This is a genomic window from Paradesulfitobacterium aromaticivorans, assembly GCF_054657415.1.
Map to the genome: position 1 here is coordinate 366,524 of NZ_BAAHYT010000011.1, position 16,267 is coordinate 382,790.

The window sequence follows — 16,267 nt, forward strand, 5'->3', positions numbered from 1 at the left end:
TTTGGTATATTCAAAATAGTTAAAAAATAGTTGAAGGAGGATGGCGTCTATGAGTATTGATCTAGTAGTGAGAAACGGCAAGCTGGTTTATCCCTGGGGAATCGTAGAAGGTGATATTGCCGTTAACGATGGGAAAATTGTAGCAATCGTAGATAAGGGTGGTTCGGTTGATGCTAAGGAAGCCGTTAACGCCAACGGGTTGTACGTACTTCCGGGGTTAATCGATACCCACGTACATATTGGTTGGCCGGATTGGCCCTTCGAAGAGGATTTGGGACCGACGACCAAGGCCGCAGCAGCCGGCGGAGTGACTACAGTACTGAACTATGTGATGGCTCCTGAAAGTTTAATCGCAGGAATACAAGAGCAGAAACACAAGTTTGAACAAGGTTCCTATGTAGACGGTTCTTTCCACGGTATGATTTTTTCCGAGAAAAATATTGAAGAAATTCCCGAAGCAGCTAAAATAGGCGTTCGCTCTTTTAAATTCTTTTTACCTTACCGGGGTTCGGAGGCTGTACCACCGGCCGTTGGAATCGATGATGGAATTATTTACACGGGATTTAAGAAGATAGCAGAGTTAAATCCAAAGGGTCGCGCTCTTTGCCACTGTGAAAATATTGAGGTCTTTTTCAAACTTAAAGATGAGTTTCTCAAACAAGAAAATGAAGACATTGACTGGCATGATACACGACCAAATTTCTCAGAAGTGGAATCAATTCGACGTGTGGCGTTTTTTGCGAAGGAGACTGGTTGTCCGGTTTATATCGTCCATATGAGCGCTAAGGAAGGACCAGAGGAAATAAGGCGTGCGAGGGCTGAAGGAGTTGATATTACTGGAGAAACATGCCCCCAATATTTAACCCTTACTAAACGGGCCGATCGTATTCTGGGTAAAGTAAATCCGCCTTTAAGAGATACGGAGGACAATGAATCTCTTTGGCAAGGACTAAGGGATGGAACCCTCAGTTGTCTAGGCTCGGATCATGCTCCATGTGCTAAAAAACATAAAACGGAATTCTGGTCTGCAGTGGTGGGCTTTGCCGGGGTTCAAACCATGTTGCCGGCTGTGCTTTCTGAAGGAGTTAACAAAGGCAGGCTAACACTAGAAAAATTAGCTGAAATCACTCTCAACAATGCGCGAGTTTTTGGTCTTCATCCTCGTAAAGGCGTTCTCTCAGTCGGTGCCGATGCTGACCTCGCGATTGTTGATTTGAACAAGACAGTTAAAGTTAAAGCGGAAAATCTTTACCACATCTCAGATTTCACTCCGTTTGAAGGCATGTCCCTCAAGGGGAGCCCGGTACTCACAATGGTACGCGGTCAGGTGGTTGCTAAAGACGGCAAAATTGTTGGTAGCCCTGCTGGGAAGTTCATACCGGCTTACCAACAGGAACTAGGCTGATAAGGAGCGGTTTAACGTGTTGGTAGCAGTTGCGCAAATCGATATCGCCTTTAAGGACAAACGGTCAAATTTAGCGAAGTGCTTGAGCTATTTGCGACTAGCGGCTCACCATGGGGCAAAAATCGTCGTGTTTCCCGAATGCACCTTAACAGGGTACTGTTTTTCAAGTTACGAGGAAGCTTTATCAGTATCCGAAGAAGTTCCCGGTGAGAGTTCGCAGCGTTTGATTGAAGCATGCCGCGACCACAGAATTTCGGCTGTAGTAGGCTTATTGGAACGGAGCAAAGATAAAATCTATAATACTTCCCTGTTAATTACACCTGAAGGTTTGGTGGGCAAATATCGAAAAACTCACCTTCTTTGCTTAGGCGTTGACCGGTATACCTCCTCCGGCAATGATTTGCCGGTGTTTGAAACGCCGTTGGGAAGAATGGGGATGTTAATTTGCTATGACCAGCGTTTTCCGGAACCGGCCCGCGCGTTAGCACTGCAAGGAGCCCAGGTTATTCTGAATCCGATGAATTTGCCTACCGGTGCAGAAGCGTATCCAAACCACCTATTTCAATCGCGGGCCTGTGAAAACAGGGCTTTCATTGTAGCAGCCAACAGGGTTGGAGTTGAAAACGGGGTGCGCTTCATCGGACGCAGCCAAATCATAAATATCTTTGGCCAGGTTTTAGCGGAAGGAGATAACGTCGCGGAAAACCTGATTACAGCTGAAATTATACCTTCACAAGCAGACGAAAAGCACGTGATAAACCGGCCAGGAGAATATGAGTTTGATATTGTTGCCGATCGGCGGCCTGAACTGTACAAAGTGATTACGAAGAAAAAATAGTTATTCAAGGGGGTTTAAAGACGATGACCATGTATTATTACGAGCCAAAAACTTTCCAAGAGGCTTGTGACCTTCTCAACAAACATCAGGATGACGCAAAACTGATAGCCGGCGGTCAGAGCCTGATGGTTCTGCTTCGCCAAAAGGTTGTGGTTCCTGGGCATTTGGTCAATTTGAAAAGCATAAAGGAAGGAGCTTACATTAAAGAGGAAGGGGGAGAGTTAAAAATTGGGGCTCTAACGACTCACCGCCAGATAGAAACCTCGCCTCTGGTCCGCGAAAAGCTACCCGTGCTAGCGGAGGTATTCACAGGAATTGGTTCGGTACAGGTGCGAAATTGGGGCACCATCGGAGGTAACCTGGCGCATTCTGATCCGGCTGGGGATTTAGCTCCCTTATTAATAGCCCTTGGTGCCAAAGTCCGGGTAATCAGCCAGAGCCATTCGGCTGAGATGCCTTTAGAAACCTTTATTACGGGTTACTTGGAGACAAAATTGACAGTCAGCGAAATGTTACAAGAGATTGTAGTTCCTTTACCAAGTGTAAAGGCCGGCATGGCTTATGAAAAGGAGGCAGTAAGGGCAGGGGATATGGCCCTCGCTTCAGCTGCAGCTCTAATTGAAATGGGCTCCCAAGGCATTACTCGGGCAGTAGTAGTTGTCGCAGCCGTAGGTGAGATGCCGATACGTCTGAATACCCTTGAAAAAGAGTTGCAAGGGCAAGGAGGCAAAGGAGATCTAGAAATCGACCCTCACTTCGATCAATCAATTATCCGGTTGGATCCTTATGTATCCAAAGAATATAAATATGAAATTGCTAGGATAAAATTACGCAATGTTATTCAAACGGCGTTTCGTCGTGCCAAGCAAGCCTAGAAAAGGAGGGAAAACAAAATGAAATACCCCTTAAAATTACACGTAAACCAAAAATCATACAATCTTGAGGTTTCTCCTTCGGAAAGCCTGAGGGATGTACTCAGAGAGGAATTAGGACTGACTGGGACCAAGGTGGGATGCTCTACAGGAAACTGCGGGGCCTGTACCGTGGTAATGGACGGGATGTCTGTAAAGTCCTGCCTAGTACTAGCCCTGCAAGCGGAGGGAAAAGAAATTTTAACAGTGGAGGGTTTGAGCAACAACGGAGAATTGCACCCTTTGCAGGAATCATTTATCGATAAGCATGCGGTTCAATGCGGTTATTGTACGCCCGGCATGTTAATGTCGGCCAAAGCGCTCCTGGATCAAAATCCAAATCCTACAGAAGAAGAAGTACGCGATGGGCTGCATGGCAATATCTGTCGTTGCACGGGCTATGTAAAAATTGTCGAGGCGGTCTTGGATGCAGCAGAAAGGATCGGACAGTAAATCGTTCGAAAGGAGTAAAAGAAAAATGAGTGACTTAAATGTCGTTGGAAAGAGTGTTAAAAGGTCCGATGCTCTGGAAAAGGTTACGGGCAAAGCCATGTTCGTGTATGACATGTTTTTACCTGACATGCTTTGGGCCAAAGTCTTGAGAAGCCCTTATCCTCATGCCAAAATCATCAAAATTGATACCACCGAAGCGGAAAAATTACCTGGTGTGGTTGGGATCCTGACGGCGGCTGACCTGCCTAAAACAAATCATGGAGCAGGCCTGATCGATGAGCCCACCATGGCCATTGACAGGGTTCGCTTCGTGGGGGAACCCGTGGTGGCGGTTGCTGCGGAATCTGAGGACATTGCTGAGGAGGCCTTAACATTAATAGATGTTCAGTATGAAGAAGTCCCTGCCGTCTTTGATCCTGAGATTGCAATGCAAACCAATCCCCCAGCCATTGTTCATCCTGATTTGCGCAGTTATAGTTTTTCTCCCGTCGTCCCTCCCGCTTTTGATGATGACAAACCCAATGTATACAACCACTACAAAATACGCCATGGGAACCTTGAGGTCGGTTTTCTGCAAGCCGATGTGATTATTGAAAATCGCTTCACGACTGCCATGATCCAACACTGCCAAATGGAACCGCATGTTGCAGTGGCTAGGGCCGAATTAAATGGAGATGTTACGGTATGGACTTCCGCCCAAACCATATATGGTATCAAGCAGATGCTTTGTGATGCATTACAAATGAGTTCTTCCAAGGTACGGGTCATCGTTCCCTATGTAGGTGGAGGATATGGCGGGAAAGTCGAGATTAAGACCGAAGCTATTGCCGTCGGCCTAGCCATAAAAACCCGCAGGCCGGTGCGGTTTGCCTTTACTCGTGAGGAAGTGTTTACTTCTGCTACGGTTCGCCATCCTTCCGTTGTTTATGTTAAGGACGGAGTGAAAAAAGATGGAACCCTCATTGCCCGGGAAGTAAAGATTATCCTCAACGGAGGCGCGTATTCCGAATACGGGTATCTTACGGTCCGCAATGCCTCTTTCGGGGCGGTGGGAACGTATAAGGTTCCAAATTTCAAACTGGATTCTTACGGAGTTTATACTAATCTTCCGATTGGAGGTGCCTTCAGAGGCTTTGGCTCCAACCAGGTTTGCTGGGCTATCGAATGCCAAATGGATCGTATTGCAGATCAACTAAAAATTGACCCCGTTGAGCTTAGACGTAAGAACCTTCTTTCCGAGGGGGACATCAATGTCAGTGGGGAAACCACTCACAGCTATGGCACCAAAGAATGTTTAGAGAAGGTAGTCGAAGAAATTGGTTACAACCAAACAAAATCAAAGAGTTCAGGACCATGGAAACGTGGGCGCGGGATTGGGCTTGCCAATAAATACAGCATTGCTCCGACCGCATCGTGTGCAATTATCAAATTACACGATGATGGTTTTGTAGAGCTCAGAACCAGTGCTGACGAAATGGGACAGGGTTCACGAACGGTTTTGGCACAGATCGCAGCGGAAGAGTTTAATGTTGGCTTTGATAAAGTCAAGGTCGTAGCTGGTGATACCCTGATTACACCTTATGACCAGGGCTCCATTTCAAGCCGTACCACTTATAATACCGGTAATGCTGTACGTTTAGCATGTAAGGATGCCAAGAGACAACTGTTTGAACAGGCTTCCAAAAAGCTAGAAGCTTCGCCTGAAGAACTCGAAACCGCTAACGGAAGGATCTATGTCAAAAGATCGTCCGACCGGTCAATAGCTTTCAGTGACCTGTTTATTCCAACGATGTTCGCTTCTGGAAAGGTTCTGAAGGAAGGCGGTGAACTTTTAGGCAAAGCTACTTGGTATCAGTATGCCTCTCCCGAAGATCCTCAAACCGGGCAGGGAACAAGAGTTGTAGCCTTTTACATCCACGGGGCAACCGGAGTGGAAGTCGAAGTGAATGAAGAAACGGGTGAGGTGCGTGTTGTTAGGGCTTGCAGTGCGTATGACATGGGCAAAGCCATCAACCCCAAATTATGCGAGCAACAAATGGATGGTGGAATCGGGATGGCTATTGGCAGCGCTCTTTACGAAGAGATGGCACTTGACAATGGTGCGGTATTGAATCCGAATTATATGGACTATAAAATTCCAACCACGAGGGAAATACCTGGGCCATCAAATATTAAAACTTTTATCGTTGAAGCTAATCACAATGAGGGACCTTTCGGAGCAAAAGGAATCGGTGAAGGCGTTATGATTTCTGTCGGTCCTGCAATTGAGGCAGCAATTTATGATGCTGTTGGGATTCGCCTTGGTGAAATGCCGATGACTAGGGAACGAGTATTTCAGGCTTTGGCGAGAAAAGAATAGGAGGTACCATTATGAAAATTTCGACCAGGTTTCAAACTCCCGTTGCTATACTTGGAGTATGGGAAGTCATTTTTGATCCGTATAACATTGGTAAGACAATTCCTGGCTGTGAAGAAGTGGAAGTGAGAGATGACAACACGTATCTGAGTAGGGTAACTGTTAAGGTTGCATACCTTAAGGCCCGGTTCAAATTGATTAGCAAGATTGTGGAGCAAGAAGCGCCTTTTCGTATAGTGACTTACACAACGGGCGAGGGGGTTGGTCTTTTAAGTAATGTCAGTCAAACCACGACTCTCGAACTAAACTCTTTGAGTGACGGCTCCACGGAAGTTGCTATCGACTCGGAATTGAGCGTTACCGGAACCCTAGCAAATTTGGGCGCACGGATTATGCGGGCTAAAGTGGAGGGCATGGCAGAAGAATGGAGTCTAAGCATGAAAAAGCTTATTGAAGACATTAATCAACCGCTGGAAAAAATTAGCGGTTAAGAGAAAAATCAATTTATCAACTCTTTAGATGGGGTGCCAGGCGTTGTCAAAACTGAGCTCGCGTGGGCAATTGCCAACGCCTTAATTACAAAAAGTAATACGAGCACGGTGCATGAATGAATAGCCGCGAGATATAGGAGAGAAGGAAAAAGATTAGTGTATTTTTCAGAATATTCTTGGAATGAGTTCAGAGATAGGTAACTCGCGGACACTTTATAACAGTAGTCTTCAAGCTACACAAAATGCTTTACGAGGAGGGGTAATAATGAATGAGAGTACAGGGGCGATAATTTTTCAGATCGGTCTGGCCATATTTCTGTTTGTAGTACTTACTGTGGCAGTCAGTTTTGTCGTTTCTAAAATGCGAGTTGTTAAGGATATCGAAAGTTACTTGGTTTCCGGAAGAATGTTACCATGGCCTTTAACTACAGCAATTTTAGTCTCGGCCTGGATTTTTACTTCGTCAACCATGGGTGCAGCCGAGTCTAGTCTAAGTTTTGGTGCCAGTGGTTTATGGATGTACTCCATGTATGGTTTATCTTTGTTTTTTGTCGGCTTAATCATTCCCCGCTTTAAAAAGATAAGTGACAGACTGCAAATTGACAGCCTTACGGATTTTATTAAACACCGTTTCAACGATAAGAATTATGGGCTTTTTCTTCTGATTATTTGGATGGGATCGTACCTAACACTTTTATTTAATGTTAGTGGAGCTGGGTTTGTGATTAGCGCCCTAAGCCGCGGGGTGGTCCCATACTGGGTAGGACCTACGGCATTAGGCCTAATTACCATAGTTTATTTAGTAAGGGGAGGCCTGTGGACCACAGCTTTAGCTTCGTGGATATTTGCCCTTATAGCTAGTATAGGCGTTGTGGCAAATGTTCCGTATATTGTTAGCGGAGCGGGCGGAACTTCTGCAATTCTTCAATATGCCAATGTGGCTGCGCAGAATTTGGCAAAGCCGGAAGTATTAAGTCTCTGGAATCCCGAAGCGGCAAAAGTATTCCTTTTAGCGACCTTGCTCTACGGGTTTTCCGGTTGGGCCGTGCAAGAATGGTACCAACCGGGGATTGCCAGCAAACCCAAAAAACTCAGAAGAGGTTATATGTTTGCCTTTGTTTGGGTTATCTTGATCACTTCCTTGTCGGGAGCCATGGGTTTTGTTGGCTTTGCGTTAGTAAATTCCGGGCACATAGCCGCACCGGCTAATAGCAGTGAAATTTATCCTTATTTAACAGTGCTGTATTCACCGAAAATCGTTCAGTTTTTGATGATGTTCATGGTTTTCGCTGCTGGCAGTGGAACAGTTGCAGTCACAACAATGGCTCAATCGACTATGCTGAAGGGAGCCTACGAGTTCTGGTGTGAACGTCGAAAGACAAAAGCTGCTAATGACCAGACCGTATTGCTCAGATTAAAGTACTACATCGTGGGAGCAATTTTAATTGCCATTATTTTCAGTGCGGTTGTTAAACCTTCGGTATTGTTCATGGTGCTTCTGGCGTGCGCAGTATATGCGCCATTAGGAATACCAATGTTGCTTACAATCTTCTGGAAAGGTGTTAACAGGCAAGGCTTGTTTTGGGCTATCTTACTCGGCGAAATAGTGACGATATATCTATTCTTTGCCAACTCACCCGGGATAGCTACACTTGTAGGAACTATCATCGGTACTGCAATTACGGTTTTATGGTCTTTAGTTGCACCGACCAAGCCTGAACAAATGGAATTGTTCGGAGATCAGCATATCCCGGCCTAGCTATTGACCAATCGGGCAAGTCCGACAGAGAGGAGGGTTAGTGTATGTTAACTAACGGATTATTCAGTTTCTGGATTTGGGCGAGCTTTGCAGGGGTGATTGCACTCATGATTTGGAGTATAGTTCACGTTGCGGTTTCGCTAGCCATAATGAAGCCAACAAATTAATTAGACTGACCCAACAATTACCTCATTGATGAGCGACATTTAGAGGAGGAAACCAGTCGCTGAATTAAAATGCATTTTGATGTTAGGAGAGAAGTAAGATGAATACAGCAAAAATCTGGCAACCGATTCAGGTTGGCACGATGGTCTTGAGGAATAGGATGGTCATGCCTCCTATGAGCACTAGATTATCCAATACCGATGGCTCTGTTAATGCACGATTATTAAAGTATTACGAAACTAGGGCCAAAGGTGGGGTCGGGGCAATAATTGTAGAGTATAGCTATATTGACGAAGAAGCCAGTAAAGCAGCCGTTTGTCAGCTTGGGGTATATAATGACAATTTATTGCCTGGGTTAAGTGAGCTCGCCGAAATAATTAAGTTTCATGGTGCGAAAGCATTAATGCAGCTATGTCATGGAGGCGGTCAATCTCCTTCATACCTTATTAAGCAAGCTCCTCTGGCCCCCTCTGTTATTCCAGCGAAATCTGGCGAAATCCCCAAGCAGTTAACCATCGAAGAAATCTTAAAGATAGTTAACTCTTTTGGAGAAGCTGCCTTACGTGTCAAGAACGCAGGTTTTGACGGCGTAGAGATACATGGAGCTCACGGTTACTTGATTAATCAGTTTCTCTCTCCACGATTTAACAAGAGGAATGACGCGTATGGACCTAATTTTGCCGCTAGGGTAAGATTCCCGCTGGAGATTGTAAAAGAGATCAGAAAGAGAGTTGGCAAAAAATTCACCATCGGTTTCCGGCTTAATGTTGACGACTTCCTAATTGATGGAATTACCTTGGAGGAGAGCAAACAATTCGTTAAAATGCTTGAAGATGTAGGGATTGATTACATCCATGCTTCAGGAGGCACCTATGAATCCCACCAGTACATGATCTCGCCTTCCTATCTAAAACGTGGCCACTTAGCCTATTTAGCCAGGGAAATGAAGCAGGTTGTCAGCATTCCAGTGATTTCAGTGGGGGGCATTAACCACGAAGTTGGGCCTAAAATAATTGAAAATGAAGATGCGGACTTAGTAGCTATGGGCAGGGCCCTTGTTGCTGATCCAGATTTGCCAAATAAACTAAGAGAAGGAAGAAACGAGGAAGTTCGCCCTTGCATTAGATGTAATGACGGCTGCATCGGACGCTTCTTCCAGGGCAAAACCATGCGTTGTGCTACCAATCCAGCAACAGGTAGAGAGGCCAGTTTCTCACTGCGGCCTATCAGCGAAAGCAAGCAGATAGTGATTGTTGGTGCTGGGGTTGCTGGGATGGAATTTGCCAGAATCGCCAAACAAAAGGGACATAAGGTCACAATTGTTGAGAAGAACCGTAAGGTAGGGGGAAATGCCGCTGTTGCAGCCATCCCTGAGTTTAAACAGGATGTAAAAAACTTGATTGCATGGTACAAGCACCAAATGGACTCTTTAAACATCGACCTAAGGCTCTCGCAGGAGGCTAGCCTTGGAGACATTCAGAGGTTGGAGCCCGATGTTTTAGTAGTTGCTGCCGGCTCAGAACACCTCGTGCCGAAGATTCAAAATATAGACGATAAAAGGGTGTGTACGGCGTCAGAGGTTCTAACGGGAAAAGCGAAGGTCAAAGGGAAGGTGGCGATCATAGGTGGTGGCCTGGTTGGAATCGAAACGGCACTGTACTTAGCACATGAAAAAGCCAGTTCAGTTCAAAATATTACGGTTTTAGAGATGTTGGAAGAGGTAGCCTATGACGTCGTGCGCGTTAACAAACTCGAAATTAACCAGCAAATAAAGGAAAAACAGATTACAATTATTACTTCCGCGAAAGTTACCAGCATTGTCGGGAATGGGCTGGAATATTCCGATGAAGATCAAAGGATCTTAGCTCTTGATGCCGACACAATTATTTTAGCCGTGGGGTTTGTGGCAAGGGAAAGACTTGCTGCAAATTTGAGGGAGGCTGCGCCCTCGGTATATGTAATAGGGGACAGCAAAAAGCCTGGGAAAATAATTGATGCCATTAATGAGGCAGCAGAGTTGGCCATGAATCTGTAGACGCGAGTAGTGTTTCAAGAGTAGGGAGGTGAGAATGACCAGGTAGGCAAGATTCAAAATTGAATAACTTGTAAAAAAGGAGGAAAGCATGTGAGAGCGTTTGATTTTGCTCAGCCAAACTCTGTCGATGAAGCAATTTATCTGCTGGGTACCAATCCTGCCACTAGAATATTGGCAGGGGGAACTGACTTACTTGTCGAGATGAAATTTAACCGCGACCAGTCACCGGAGAAGGTAATTAGCTTAAAAAAACTCAAAGCTTTGGACTTTATCCAAGGAGATCAAGGATTAACTATCGGGGCTATGACCACTATCAGCTCTATTGAAAAGTCTCCTCTGGTGCGGGAAAACTTTCCCGCCCTAGCCGATGCAGCCAGCAGCGTAGGTTCGGTTCAAGTAAGAAACTTGGGAACGATAGGGGGCAACATTGGGCGAGCTGCACCTTCTGCTGACCTGGTCCCCGCTCTGATTGTCTACGGTGCCCAGGTAACAGTGATCGGTCCGCTAGGCAGACGCAAAGTTGACCTGGAGAGTTTTTTTAAGGGTCCGGGACTTACGGTTCTTGACAAAGATGAAATTCTTATAGATATCAATATTAAAAAGGACCAGCAGAAAACCTCTTCCTATCTGAAACTTGGTAAAAGAAAAGCGATGGAGATTGCAGTTGTCGGAGTCGCAGTGACTCTGGATTTAGATGGCGATGTTTGCCGGGATTGTCGGATTGCTTTGGGATCGGTTGCACCTACCGTGATTCGGGCCGAGGCCGCCGAGAAACAGCTGAGGGGCGAAAGGATAAGCGAAAAATCCATTGAAGCCGCGGCAGTCGAAGCGATGCGCACCGCCAAGCCGATAACGGACATTCGCGCCACGGCTGAATACCGTCGCGAGATGGTTGGGGTAATGGTTCGGCGGGCTATTGCCGAGGCGCAGCAGCGGGGTCAGTAGGTCTTAGGGAGGGATGGTTAATTTGAAATCTTTAATTCGCCTATTTATTAATGGTAAGAAGTACGAGCTGGAAGTGGAACCGAGGGAAACCTTGGTCGATGTGATCCGGGAAAGAGTGGGCTTAACCGGAACTAAAAAAGGGTGTGACACAGGAGATTGCGGCGCTTGTACTGTGTTGTTAAATGGAAAAGCAGTAAGTTCCTGCATGATCCTTGCGGTGGACGTTGACGGCCAAGACATTACAACCATTGAAGGGCTTACCGGTCCTGATGGTCTTCATCCTATTCAGAAAACCTTTATTGATAACTTTGCTCTCCAATGCGGGTTCTGCACACCGGGAATGATTATGGCGTCTAAGGCTCTGCTGGATGAGAATCCTAACCCGACGGAAGACGAAATTAAAAGGGCGTTAGCTGGCAACATCTGCCGCTGCACGGGTTATGTAAACATCGTTAAGGCAGTAAAGGCCGCCTGTGACTAAATCAAATACAATTTGAAAGGAGGGTTATGTTTTGATAGGTCAAGACATTAAGAAACGGGATGCCCGCCAACTGGTAACGGGTTCCGGGAAGTTTCTGGCGGATTTGACATTCCCGAACATGCTTTATGCTAAAATCCTGCGCAGTCCTCATGCGCATGCCCTCATCAAAAGTATCGACGTGTCCAAGGCCAAGATACTACCGGGGGTTGTTGCGGTTCTAACCGGTGAGGACATGGTAGGCTTAACGACTCCCTATGGGCAAGCGGGAATTCCAGACGAATTCGTACTGGCCCTGGATAAAGTCCGTTTCGAGGGAGATGAAGTAGCTGTAGTGGCTGCCGAAAGTGAACTAATTGCTGAAGATGCTCTGGATTTAATTACAGTGGAATATGAAATTTTACCTGCTGTTGTTGACCCGGAATGGGCTTTGAAAGAAGAAGCACCCCGAATTCACCAAAACCTTCCAGGAGTTGAGGGGAATGTCCATACTCATGCCAAGGTTCGAGCGGGTGATATTGATAAAGGTTTTGCCGAAGCGGACTACATTTTCAAAGAGCGATTTGAAACCTCCAAGCCCACAGCAACCCCGATGGAAACCCATGGAGCATTGGCGACTTACGATGTAAACACGGAACGGTTGACCCTCTATGCCTCAACGCAAAATGCCCATATCATTCGAACCTTGCTTGCCTCGGTTTTGGGTTTGCCTCAGTCCAGGGTTACGGTAAAATCCCCCTTTGTTGGGGGAGCTTTCGGCCACAAGATTGACCTTTTCGCCCACGAAGTTTGTAGTGCCGTTCTAGCCATGAAAACTGGCCGCCCAGTACGAATTGCTCTTAGCCGACAAGAAGAGTTTCTAGCATCCCGTTCCCGGCATCCCCAAATTCGGTATGTCGAAGCTGGGGTAAAGAAAGACGGTACGATTACGGCTTGGAAGGAAAGGGTTATCCAGGATAGTGGAGCTTACTCCAGTTTCGGGCCCGGTGTAATCAAACTGTCCTTTGGCATGACGGTGGGACCCTATAAGACGCGAAACATGTGGTGCGATGGTTATGTGGTTTACACCAACAAACAGCCATCCGGTGCGTATCGGGGTTTCGGCAATCCACAGGCCACTTTCGCCCGGGAGCAGATGCTGGATATTATTGCGAAAAAGTTAGGCATCAGTCCCTGGGAAATTAGACAAGCCAATATTGTCCGTAAACAAGATCTACCCTATGAAACCTGCAACGGGTTAAAATTTAAGACCTTGGCTATTGAGGAATGTATGGATCAAGCCGCAAAAGCGGTCAACTATGAGGAACTAAAGGCTGCCAAGGTACCATATGTAGGCATTGGAATGTCCAACATGATCGAGTGGAGCAGCTGCCGCTGGAATCCTGTCCTTGATGCCGATACCTCTAGTTCAGTGATCAAACTCGAGGATGATGGTAGTGTGATTGTTACCACCGACGCCTGTGATGCGGGCCAGGGGCATACCACTATTTTGGCTCAGGTGTGTGCGAACGAACTGGGAGTTAGCTTAGACAAAATAAATGTAATTACTCATGATACCGACCTAACGCCCCACGGACTGGGAACATGGGGTTCCCGTACGGCAGTGGTGGCAGGAACGGCCGTGAAACTGGCGGCCCAACAGGTCAAAGCACAAGTCTTAAAAATAGCGGCTCATTGGTTGGAGGCCTCCGCCGAAGAGTTGGAAATTAGTAACAATAAGGTATTTGTGCGGGACATGCCGGATCGCAGTGTGGCAATAGGCGATATAGCCATGGCTGCTCATTACACCCGCAGCAAGCTGCCCCCGGGCATGCCGGCAGGAGCGATCATTGGTAATGCAACTTATGATACTCCGACCAGTCTTATCGATGAAAACGGTATCGGCCATTTCTCAATCGTCTATTGTAATTCCTGCCATATGGCAGTAGTTAAGGTCGATCCAGACACCGGCCTTGTCCAAATATTGGACTACGCAGTGGCCGAAGATGTTGGGCGTGCGCTCAACCCTGCGTTTGTGAAAGGACAAATTCAAGGCGGACTGGCTCAAGGGGTAGGATTTGCTCTATATGAAGATATGGTCTATGACGCTAACGGCCACTTGTTAAATCCATCCTTTACTAATTATCAAGTTCCCACCATGATGGATTTGCCAATGTTGGACGAAAAGATCTTTGAAATCGAGACCAATGACCCTGAAGTGCCAGACGGGCAAAAGGGTATTGGTGAAAGTGCTCTCACTAACCCACCGGCGGCAATTGCCAACGCGATCCACGATGCCATTGGGGTTCCAATTATGGATCTGCCTATCACGCCGGAAAAGATTCTTAAAGCGATTCGCTCGAAAAACGCTTAATCTGCAGTCGGGATGCCTTAAGTAGTATATGGATAAAAGGTCCGCCTTGTGAGGATGAATTAGTGCAAGATGCTCCATAAGGCGGACTATCCACTCAATTGGAGAGGTGTTAAATGCCGAGGGATGAACTAGTTATCGTTAGAGGTGCCGGCGACATTGCCACGGGGGTGGCTCATAGACTTTTTCGTTGCGGATATTCCGTAATAATGACAGAACTAGCAGCTCCTACAGTGATAAGGCGCCAAGTCTCATTTGCGGAAGCGGTCTATGAAACTATGCATAGCGTCGAGGGAGTAACCGGACGCCTTGCTCAGAATGCCCGTGACGCTGTGGCTACAGCCAGGAGCGGATTAGTGGCTGTAGTTGTCGATCCTCAGGGGGCAATAGTAGATGAGCTCGCTCCTGTTGCCTATATTGATGCCACTTTGGCTAAAAGGAATTTAGGCACCCAACTCTCAGATGCAGCCATGGTCATCGGTTTAGGACCTGGCTTCACAGCCGGTATAGATGTCCATGCTGTGGTCGAAACTCAACGTGGTCATTACCTTGGCAGGGTCATTACTCAAGGGCAAGCTGCTCCCGATACAGGAATACCTGGTGACATCGGCGGATACCGGGAGGAACGGATTCTGCGGGCGCCGGTGGGCGGGGTGTTTGAGACGCTAAAAGAAATTGGCTGCCAGGTTAATCCGGGTGACCCGATCGCAAAAGTTGGCTCAGAGATAATAAGGGCTGGAATAGGAGGAGTAATCCGTGGGTTATTACGAGGGGGACTGATGGTGTTCCCTGGGATGAAAGTCGGAGATATCGATCCACGTGGGGATAGGGAGTATTGTTTTACCATTTCGGACAAGGCCAGGGCTGTTGCTGGCGGTGTCCTTGAGGCAATTCTATTTTTACAGCGGGGTGAGAGACATGCTTGAGCTACTTAAACATATGCTAAGTACATTTGATCGAGGAGAAACGCAAGCCCTGGTTACGGCCATCAATGCGGGTCCCGGGCTTAAAAGTATGATTGGGCAAAAATGGGTGGTTAATTCAGATGCTGGTTCAATAGAGGGTGAGGCCACGGCCCGTTCTGAAGTTTTCGAGGCAGCCGTGGACTGCCTTAAAAACGGTGAACCCCAAACAGTTGTCAAAAATTTGGGTGCCGGTGAGTGGCTAGAACTTTTCATTGAGCCGTTGTCCCCTCCCTCAGAGCTGCTAATCCTTGGTGGCGGACACATTGCCAAGCCCCTAGTGGCCTTGGGTAAACTTGCGGGATTTTACGTAACGGTCATTGATGACCGCCCCAGTTTTGCCAACCTTAATCGTTTTCCCGATGCGGATCAAGTTATCTGTCTCGATTTTATCTCTGCTTTAAACAAAATAATAATTGGACCTAATACCTATGTCGTAATCGTTACCCGTGGACACCGGCATGATAGCGAATGTCTCAACTTATGTATTGGGCGTCCGGCAGCCTACCTTGGGATGATAGGGAGTAAACGAAGGATAAAAATCGTTCTGGAAAGTTTGCAAGCGGGCAATCCCGAAGAAAAACTTCCTCGTGTGTATGCCCCCATCGGGCTTGACATCGGGGCACGTACACCGGAAGAGATTGCTATAAGTATCATGGCAGAGGTGATCATGGTTCGCAGGGGAGGAGCCGGAACCTCACTGAGCACGGGTGAGAGGGGAGCTGATTGAGCTTGGATATTCAGCTGTTACGCGAGTTAGTAAACGAACTTTCTTCGGGAGAGAAGGTAGTGCTAGCGACTATTTGTCGTACCAAAGGCTCCACACCGCAAAAGTCAGGTGCAGCTATGGTCGTCAGGCGGGATGGAAGTATCATGGGGACTATTGGTGGTGGCTGCGCAGAGGCCGAAGTTCGTCGCGAAGCCCTATCCGTTATGGTAGAAGGCCAGTCACGAATCTATAGGTTGGATCTCACTAACGAAGCCGCCGCAGAAGAAGGAATGGTTTGTGGAGGAACAATGGACGTCTTTTTGGAATTGATAGCCAGCAACCACTAAAATCAGGGATTCCTCAATCATAACAGTAAATTATTTCTTAACAGCAAATAAACGAGCAGAATA

General features: G+C 46.9%; 14 protein-coding genes. All 14 read left to right on the plus strand.

Going from position 1 to position 16,267, the window contains the following annotated elements; translation table 11 throughout:
• The first annotated feature begins 49 nt into the window (after positions 1–49).
• The 14 genes from ACYQ2N_RS18575 to ACYQ2N_RS18640 all read left to right on the plus strand — a co-directional run bounded on the left by ACYQ2N_RS18575 (position 50) and on the right by ACYQ2N_RS18640 (position 16,204).
• Positions 50–1,405, plus strand: a complete 1,356-nt coding sequence (locus tag ACYQ2N_RS18575; RefSeq protein ID WP_460000905.1) for a dihydroorotase — start codon at positions 50–52, stop codon at positions 1,403–1,405.
• A gap of 16 nt (positions 1,406–1,421) precedes the next feature.
• Entirely contained in the window at positions 1,422–2,243 is an 822-nt protein-coding gene (locus tag ACYQ2N_RS18580; RefSeq protein WP_460000906.1) for a carbon-nitrogen hydrolase family protein, read from the plus strand.
• A 23-nt stretch (positions 2,244–2,266) separates the two neighbouring features.
• On the plus strand, positions 2,267–3,118 hold the full coding sequence (locus ACYQ2N_RS18585; protein WP_460000907.1) for an FAD binding domain-containing protein: 852 nt from the start codon (positions 2,267–2,269) through the stop codon (positions 3,116–3,118).
• 18 nt (positions 3,119–3,136) lie between these two features.
• Positions 3,137–3,607, plus strand: a complete 471-nt coding sequence (locus ACYQ2N_RS18590) for a (2Fe-2S)-binding protein (RefSeq protein WP_460000908.1) — start codon at positions 3,137–3,139, stop codon at positions 3,605–3,607.
• A gap of 25 nt (positions 3,608–3,632) precedes the next feature.
• On the plus strand, positions 3,633–5,966 hold the full coding sequence (locus tag ACYQ2N_RS18595; RefSeq protein ID WP_460000909.1) for a xanthine dehydrogenase family protein molybdopterin-binding subunit: 2,334 nt from the start codon (positions 3,633–3,635) through the stop codon (positions 5,964–5,966).
• 11 nt (positions 5,967–5,977) lie between these two features.
• The gene (locus tag ACYQ2N_RS18600; protein ID WP_460000910.1) at positions 5,978–6,454 is read left to right on the plus strand and encodes an SRPBCC family protein; all 477 of its coding nucleotides are present in this window, start codon (positions 5,978–5,980) and stop codon (positions 6,452–6,454) included.
• Positions 6,455–6,719: 265 nt separating this feature from the next.
• Complete coding sequence (locus ACYQ2N_RS18605) at positions 6,720–8,213, plus strand: sodium:solute symporter family protein (RefSeq protein WP_460000911.1); 1,494 nt, start codon at positions 6,720–6,722, stop codon at positions 8,211–8,213.
• Between the two features lie 265 nt (positions 8,214–8,478).
• Positions 8,479–10,413: an oxidoreductase gene (locus tag ACYQ2N_RS18610; RefSeq protein ID WP_460000912.1), complete on the plus strand. Its 1,935-nt coding sequence runs from the start codon at positions 8,479–8,481 to the stop codon at positions 10,411–10,413.
• Positions 10,414–10,503: 90 nt separating this feature from the next.
• Complete coding sequence (locus ACYQ2N_RS18615; protein WP_460000913.1) at positions 10,504–11,358, plus strand: FAD binding domain-containing protein; 855 nt, start codon at positions 10,504–10,506, stop codon at positions 11,356–11,358.
• Between the two features lie 22 nt (positions 11,359–11,380).
• Positions 11,381–11,839, plus strand: a complete 459-nt coding sequence (locus tag ACYQ2N_RS18620; protein WP_460000914.1) for a (2Fe-2S)-binding protein — start codon at positions 11,381–11,383, stop codon at positions 11,837–11,839.
• Positions 11,840–11,870: 31 nt separating this feature from the next.
• Positions 11,871–14,189: a xanthine dehydrogenase family protein molybdopterin-binding subunit gene (locus tag ACYQ2N_RS18625; RefSeq protein ID WP_460000915.1), complete on the plus strand. Its 2,319-nt coding sequence runs from the start codon at positions 11,871–11,873 to the stop codon at positions 14,187–14,189.
• Positions 14,190–14,302: 113 nt separating this feature from the next.
• The gene (gene yqeB, locus ACYQ2N_RS18630; RefSeq protein ID WP_460000916.1) at positions 14,303–15,112 is read left to right on the plus strand and encodes a selenium-dependent molybdenum cofactor biosynthesis protein YqeB; all 810 of its coding nucleotides are present in this window, start codon (positions 14,303–14,305) and stop codon (positions 15,110–15,112) included.
• Positions 15,105–15,878, plus strand: coding sequence for an XdhC family protein (locus ACYQ2N_RS18635; RefSeq protein WP_460000917.1), 774 nt, complete (start codon positions 15,105–15,107; stop codon positions 15,876–15,878). The genes yqeB and ACYQ2N_RS18635 overlap by 8 nt, the downstream gene beginning before the upstream one ends.
• A 2-nt stretch (positions 15,879–15,880) precedes the next feature.
• Positions 15,881–16,204 carry an XdhC family protein gene (locus ACYQ2N_RS18640; RefSeq protein WP_460000918.1) on the plus strand — a complete coding sequence of 108 codons (324 nt, stop codon included), beginning with the start codon at positions 15,881–15,883 and terminating at the stop codon, positions 16,202–16,204.
• Positions 16,205–16,267 lie beyond the last annotated feature (63 nt).

Bases quoted from the DNA above. Each gene is read 5' to 3' on its own strand.
- ACYQ2N_RS18605 (WP_460000911.1), top strand. From the start codon at position 6,720: ATGAATGAGAGTACAGGGGCGATAATTTTTCAGATCGGTCTGGCCATA.
- ACYQ2N_RS18575 (WP_460000905.1), top strand. From the start codon at position 50: ATGAGTATTGATCTAGTAGTGAGAAACGGCAAGCTGGTTTATCCCTGG.
- ACYQ2N_RS18610 (WP_460000912.1), top strand. From the start codon at position 8,479: ATGAATACAGCAAAAATCTGGCAACCGATTCAGGTTGGCACGATGGTC.
- ACYQ2N_RS18585 (WP_460000907.1), top strand. From the start codon at position 2,267: ATGACCATGTATTATTACGAGCCAAAAACTTTCCAAGAGGCTTGTGAC.
- ACYQ2N_RS18635 (WP_460000917.1), top strand. From the start codon at position 15,105: ATGCTTGAGCTACTTAAACATATGCTAAGTACATTTGATCGAGGAGAA.
- ACYQ2N_RS18595 (WP_460000909.1), top strand. From the start codon at position 3,633: ATGAGTGACTTAAATGTCGTTGGAAAGAGTGTTAAAAGGTCCGATGCT.
- yqeB (WP_460000916.1), top strand. From the start codon at position 14,303: ATGCCGAGGGATGAACTAGTTATCGTTAGAGGTGCCGGCGACATTGCC.
- ACYQ2N_RS18590 (WP_460000908.1), top strand. From the start codon at position 3,137: ATGAAATACCCCTTAAAATTACACGTAAACCAAAAATCATACAATCTT.
- ACYQ2N_RS18600 (WP_460000910.1), top strand. From the start codon at position 5,978: ATGAAAATTTCGACCAGGTTTCAAACTCCCGTTGCTATACTTGGAGTA.